The sequence below is a fragment of the Anaerolineae bacterium genome, from assembly GCA_014360855.1.
Classification (GTDB): domain Bacteria; phylum Chloroflexota; class Anaerolineae; order JACIWP01; family JACIWP01; genus JACIWP01.
Genome location: JACIWP010000207.1, coordinates 1 through 5,456 on the forward strand (window position 1 = coordinate 1; position 5,456 = coordinate 5,456).

5 protein-coding genes are annotated in these 5,456 nt (G+C 65.1%); all 5 read right to left on the bottom strand.

Annotated features, from left to right (window positions below):
- On the bottom strand, nucleotides 1–1,924 hold a 1,924-nt coding region (gene mrdA / locus H5T60_10980), incomplete at its 3' end, for a penicillin-binding protein 2 (GenBank protein MBC7242954.1).
- A complete protein-coding gene (gene mreD / locus H5T60_10985; protein ID MBC7242955.1) occupies nucleotides 1,921–2,427 on the bottom strand; it encodes a rod shape-determining protein MreD in 507 nt (168 codons plus the stop codon). The genes mreD and mrdA, both read right to left, overlap by 4 nt.
- Before the next feature lie 18 nt (nucleotides 2,428–2,445).
- On the bottom strand, nucleotides 2,446–3,315 hold the full coding sequence (mreC, locus tag H5T60_10990; GenBank protein ID MBC7242956.1) for a rod shape-determining protein MreC: 870 nt from the start codon (nucleotides 3,313–3,315) through the stop codon (nucleotides 2,446–2,448).
- Between the two features lie 45 nt (nucleotides 3,316–3,360).
- Complete coding sequence (locus H5T60_10995; GenBank protein ID MBC7242957.1) at nucleotides 3,361–4,398, bottom strand: rod shape-determining protein; 1,038 nt, start codon at nucleotides 4,396–4,398, stop codon at nucleotides 3,361–3,363.
- Nucleotides 4,399–4,552: 154 nt separating this feature from the next.
- Complete coding sequence (locus H5T60_11000; GenBank protein MBC7242958.1) at nucleotides 4,553–5,320, bottom strand: XdhC family protein; 768 nt, start codon at nucleotides 5,318–5,320, stop codon at nucleotides 4,553–4,555.
- Nucleotides 5,321–5,456 lie beyond the last annotated feature (136 nt).

Consider the following 5,456-nt stretch of genomic DNA (forward strand, 5'->3'; position numbering starts at 1 on the left):
CCACGACGATCTCCGGATCCTCCGCCGGCGCGTAGGCCGCGAACCAGGCATGGGTGGGCAGGTTCCCTTTCGCATCGCGCTTGCCGGGGAATTCCGCTGTGCCGGTCTTGCCGGCCACGCGAATTCCCTGCAGAGCCGCCTGCCGGCCGGTGCCGCGCTCCACCGCCTGCTCCAGCCCTCGCTGAATCTCCCGGATGTACGACTCCTCCACCGGCAGGCGGCGGATCAACTGTGGGCCGACCTCCTGCACCACCTTGCCCTCCGCATCCACGATCTGCCGCACCACATGCGGCTGATACAGGGAGCCGCCGTTGGCGATGGCCGCAAAGGCGTTTACCACCTGCAAAGGGGTCGCCAGCACAAAGCCCTGCCCAATGGCCATATTATAAGTGTCACCCTTGACCCAGCTCTCACTGTAATTCAGGCGCTTCCACTGGGCGGTGGGGACCAGCCCCTTCACCTCGCCGGGCAAATCAATGCCGGTGGGTTCCCCGAAGCCGAAGGCATGGGCATAACTGGCGAGCCGCTCCAGGCCCAGGCCGGCAAAGTCCTGGAAGCCGCCGGCCACCTGGTAGAAGAAGATGTCGCATGACTGGACGATGGCCTCCTCCAGCGCGATGTCGCCGTGACCGTGTCCGTACTTGTGAATCCAGCAGTAAAACGGCTGGGCCTTGGTGGGATCATCCGGGAAGTATTGGTTCGGCACGTACATGATGCCATCACAGCGGATCAGCGTCCGCGGGGTGATGACCCCTTCCTGCAGGCCGCCGGCGGCCGGCACGATCTTGAACGTGGAGCCGGGCGGATACTGGCCCATAATGGCATGGTTCACCAGCGGCCGGCGCTCATCAGCATTCAACCGCTCGTAATCTTCGGGCTTGATGCCGCCGGCAAACAGGTTATTGTCATATCCCGGCAGAGAAACCATCGCCAGCACCTCCCCGTTCTGGGGGTTCATGGCGATCGCCACACCCGACGGGGATTTGGCCTGCTGGAGGGCTTTCACCAGGAGCTGTTCCGTGGTGCGTTGGAGCGCCAGGTCAATGCTCAGTACCAGATTATTGCCCGGCGTCGGCGGCGTGATCTCCCCGATGGTGCGGACTTCCCGGCCGGCGACGTCCACCTCGATGGTCTTACGTCCTTTGACCCCGCGCAGTTCTGCCTCGTACTGATACTCCAGGCCGGCCAGCCCCACCTGGTCGGTGGGCGCATAGCCCTGGGAGATATAGGTCTCGCGCAGTTCGCGCGGGATGGGGCCCATGTACCCCAGCAGGTGCGCCATCAGCTCGCCGGCCGGATACGAGCGTTGGGGCTGGACCGTCACCTGCACTCCCGGCAGATACAGGCGCTCTTCCTCAATGGTGAAGGCAATGTCCCGGTCCACCCCACTGCGGATGACCACCGGTTGGTACGGGGCAAAGGCTTCGGCCTCCGCGAGCAGTTCGGTCAAGTAGGTGATGGGGTCGCGGCGCTCCTCGCGCCGGCGCAGGCTTTCCGCCAGCGCCTGTGCCTCCCAATTGGCGGGACTGCCGGCGCCGCCCTGGCGGTACGGGGGAACGACCCAGGAGTCATCCTGGATATTCAACAGTTCGACCAGCCGGCGGATGACCCTGGCCCGCACAGCCGGGTCTTCCGGCAGGTCCGCCGGCACCACCGTCACGGCAAAGCTGGGCACATTGCGCACCAACAGTTCGCCGTAGCGGTCGTACATCACACCGCGCTGGGCCGGCAGGGCGATCTCGCGGAAGCGCATGCGGTTGGCCAACTGCGCGTAATGGTCGCGCTGGAAAATCTGCATCCTGCCCACCTGGGCCAGCAGTACACCAAACAGCAGTACCGCCGCAATCTGCAGGATGCGGATGCGCAGTACCGTATGGACCGGCGTTTCCGATACGCCGTTCAACTTCGCCAGGGGGTCTTTCACCAGCCCATCTCCTGCTCGCCCGTCATCTGATGGAACCAGCGCAGTGGCCAAAACACCACGGCAGAGACCGCGGCGTTCAGCAGGGCCGCCGGCAGAATAACCTGTCCGAGCAGGTCCCCCGCAAACGACTCCCCCGCCATGGCCCAGGCCGCGAGCATCACGGCCCCGTAGTAGATGAGGGTTGTCAGCGCCACCAACAGCAGGACCGCGCCAAAAGTCAGCCGGTACACCTGCCGGCGCACCACCTGCATCAGCAGGCTCACCGCCAGGAGCGCCAGGGTGTGCGCCCCAAAGGGCAGGCCCGACAACATATCCATCACCAGGCCGCAGACCAACGCCCAGACCGTGCCCTCGCGATAGCCGCGCAGAAGGCTCCAGATGGCCACCAGGACCAGGATGAGGTCTGGATACAGGCCGGCGATGCGCAGGAAGGGGACCAGCGTGGACTGGGCGATGCCCAGCAGTATCAGCGCAGGAACCAGCAGATAATACCAGGGACTCATCGAGGCATCCCCATCGTGCTACGGCCCTGCCGTGCCGGGCGCCGGCTCCAGCCCCTCCAGGCCCAGGGGCACGAAATTGGTGATGATCAACACCACCTCCAGCCGGTCAAAATCCACCGTGGGCCGCAGTATCGCCTGCTGAAACATCTCATAATCCTTCTGGCGAATCTCGATGACCTGGCCGATGACCAACTGCCGGGGGAACCCTCCGCCGGCCCCCGAGGTCAGCACCACGTCACCGACTGCCACCACGTCCTGGCCCTGCGGGAGATAGTCCAGCACCAGCTCGCCGCCCGGCCGGCCCTTCACCACGCCGGTGGCCCGAGTGCGCTGGACCAGCGCGCTGACCGCACTGCTGGTATCAATAATGAGCCGAACCTTGGAAAGCGTGGGATAGACCGTCTCCACCCGCCCGACCAGGCCGCGTTCAGTGACCACGGGCATGCCGGCCTGAATGCCGTCGTTGGAGCCGGCCGCGATCAAGATAAACTGGGAGATGTTATCCGGCTGGCGGCCGACCACGCGGGTGCGCACTTCGGCGGCCTTGAAGGTGTGCCCCGGGCTGGATTGGGCGAAGTCCAACAGCCGGCGGAGAATCTCATTCTCCGCCTCCACCTCTTTGAGACGCACGTTCTCCACCGCGAGCTGGTTCACCAGCTCGACAAGCTGTTGATTGCGCTGCCGCAGGTCCCGCAGATCGCGCGCTGTCTGCACCAGGTCCGAGACGCCCTCCCCAATCCCCACGAAGGCCGACTGGACCGGCTCAAACACCCGGAAGACCCCTCCCTCGGCCGGGTTCAGCAGGCCGATGCGGTCCAGCACGATGCCCAGGATCAGCAGAGCGCCCAGAACAACCATCCAGAGGCTGTAGCCTCGCCATCGCTTCAACGGGTATTGCTCCCGGGATACGCCTTGCGTTCACTGCACCGCCGCTTAATGGGCTGTACTGCCGCGCTGGGTGCTGACCAGGACTTTGCGCAGTATGTCCAGCGATTCCAACACTTTGCCGGCGCCGCGCGCCACACAGGTCATCGGGTCATCGGCCACATAGACGCGCATCTTCGTCTCCTCGGACAGGCGCTGGGCGATGCCGCGCAGGAGGGCGCCGCCGCCGGCCAGGGCAATCCCCTGTTCCATCAGGTCCGCCACCAATTCTGGCGGCGTCTCATCCAGCGCATCACGCACTGTGTCCACGATCATCTGCACGCAGTCGGAGAGCGCCTCGCGGATCTCCACACTGCTCACTTCCACCGATTCGGGCAGACCAGTGATCAGATTGCGCCCGCGCAGGGTCATGGTCTGCTCGCGCTCCATAGGATATGCCGAGCCGATGGCGATCTTGCACTTTTCCGCCATGCGCTCGCCGATGTAGAGGTTGTACTTCTGGCGCGCGTACTGGATGATGGCCTCGTCCATCTCATCGCCGGCGACGCGGATGGAGCGGCTGGTGACGATGCCGCCCAGGGAGATGACGGCTACTTCCGTGGTACCGCCGCCGATGTCCACGATCATACTGCCGACGGACTCGGTGATCGGCAGGCCGGCGCCGATCGCCGCGGCCATCGGTTCCTCGATGAGATAGGCTTCCCGCGCGCCGGCGCTCAGCGTGGCATCGTACACGGCGCGCTTCTCCACCTCGGTCACCCCGCTGGGAATGCCCACCACCACCCGCGGGCGCGGGATGCGCAGAACCATCTGCTCGTGCACCTTATGGATGAAGTAATGGAGCATGCGCTCCGTCATGTCGAAGTCGGAAATCACGCCGTCGCGCAGAGGCCGCACCGCGATAATGTTGCCAGGGGTGCGGCCGATCATCTCCTTGGCCTCCAGACCAATGGCCAGCGGCTTCTTGGTCTTCTTGTCAATGGCCACCACCGAGGGCTCATTGATGACGATGCCCTTGCCGCGCACATTGACCAGGGTGTTGGCCGTGCCCAGGTCTATGCCGATATCCAGCGAAAATAGCCCCATCAACGCGTTCAGTGGACTGATCACCCCAGACTCCTCATCACCCGATGTTCACCGGACAGATGCCACTGCCGGCACCATACCCGGAGGATTATAGCATAAGAAAGGCACGGGCTCCAAACCTGGCCCCCTCCTCCCGCCTTCCGCATCAGGGAGTTCATCCGGCCGGCTCCGAACGCGGCCGGCCGCTCCCACCGTGCCGCACACATTCGATCTCCGCCAGGATGGCCAGCGCGATCTCCGCCGGCAGTCGGCCGCCCAAATCCAGGCCGATGGGCGCCCGCACCCGCGCCAGATCGTCCTCGCGGAACCCCTCGGCGCGCAGGTGTTCGAAGATGGTGCGCACCTTGCGGAGCGAGCCGATCATGCCGATATAGGCGGCCGGCGTGCGCAGTACCTGCCGCAGTGCCTCCTCATCCGTCACGTGATTTTCCGTAATGAGCACCACGTAGGTGTCCGGCGTGATGGCCGAGGGGTCCAACTGCCTGCGGTCCCCTCGCTCCGGCCGCACGTCCACCACCTGGACCTCATAACCGACGATGCGCGCCATCTCGGCCAGCGGCCGGCCGATATGCCCTCCGCCGACGATCAGCAAGATGGGTTGGGGCAGAAAGGGCTCCAGGAAGACGGTCACGTCCCCTCCACACAGCATCCCCAGGGCATCTTCCCCCTCCTCGCGCAGGCTGTAATGCACCAGCCGCGCCTGGCCCTGGCGGAGCACCTCGCCGGCTTGGCGCAGGACTTCTTGCTCCAGCGCGCCCCCGCCGACGTTCCCAATGTGAGTGCCATCCGCCCGCAGGAGCAGTTTGAAGCCCGGCTGAGCCGGCGAGGCGCCCCGCACCTCCACCACAGTGGCCAGCACCGCCGGCTCCCGCCGTGCAATGGCTTCCTCCAACGCCCGCAAGACCGACAACTGCTCTTCCATATGTTATTCCTCCACCAGGCGGCGCCTGGCTTCCCGCATGATCTCATCCAACTGCTGGCAGACATGTTCGGGCAGTGGTTCCACCTCATGTTTCTGGAGCAATTCCCTGGCCCGTGCCCGGGCGCGCTCCACCACC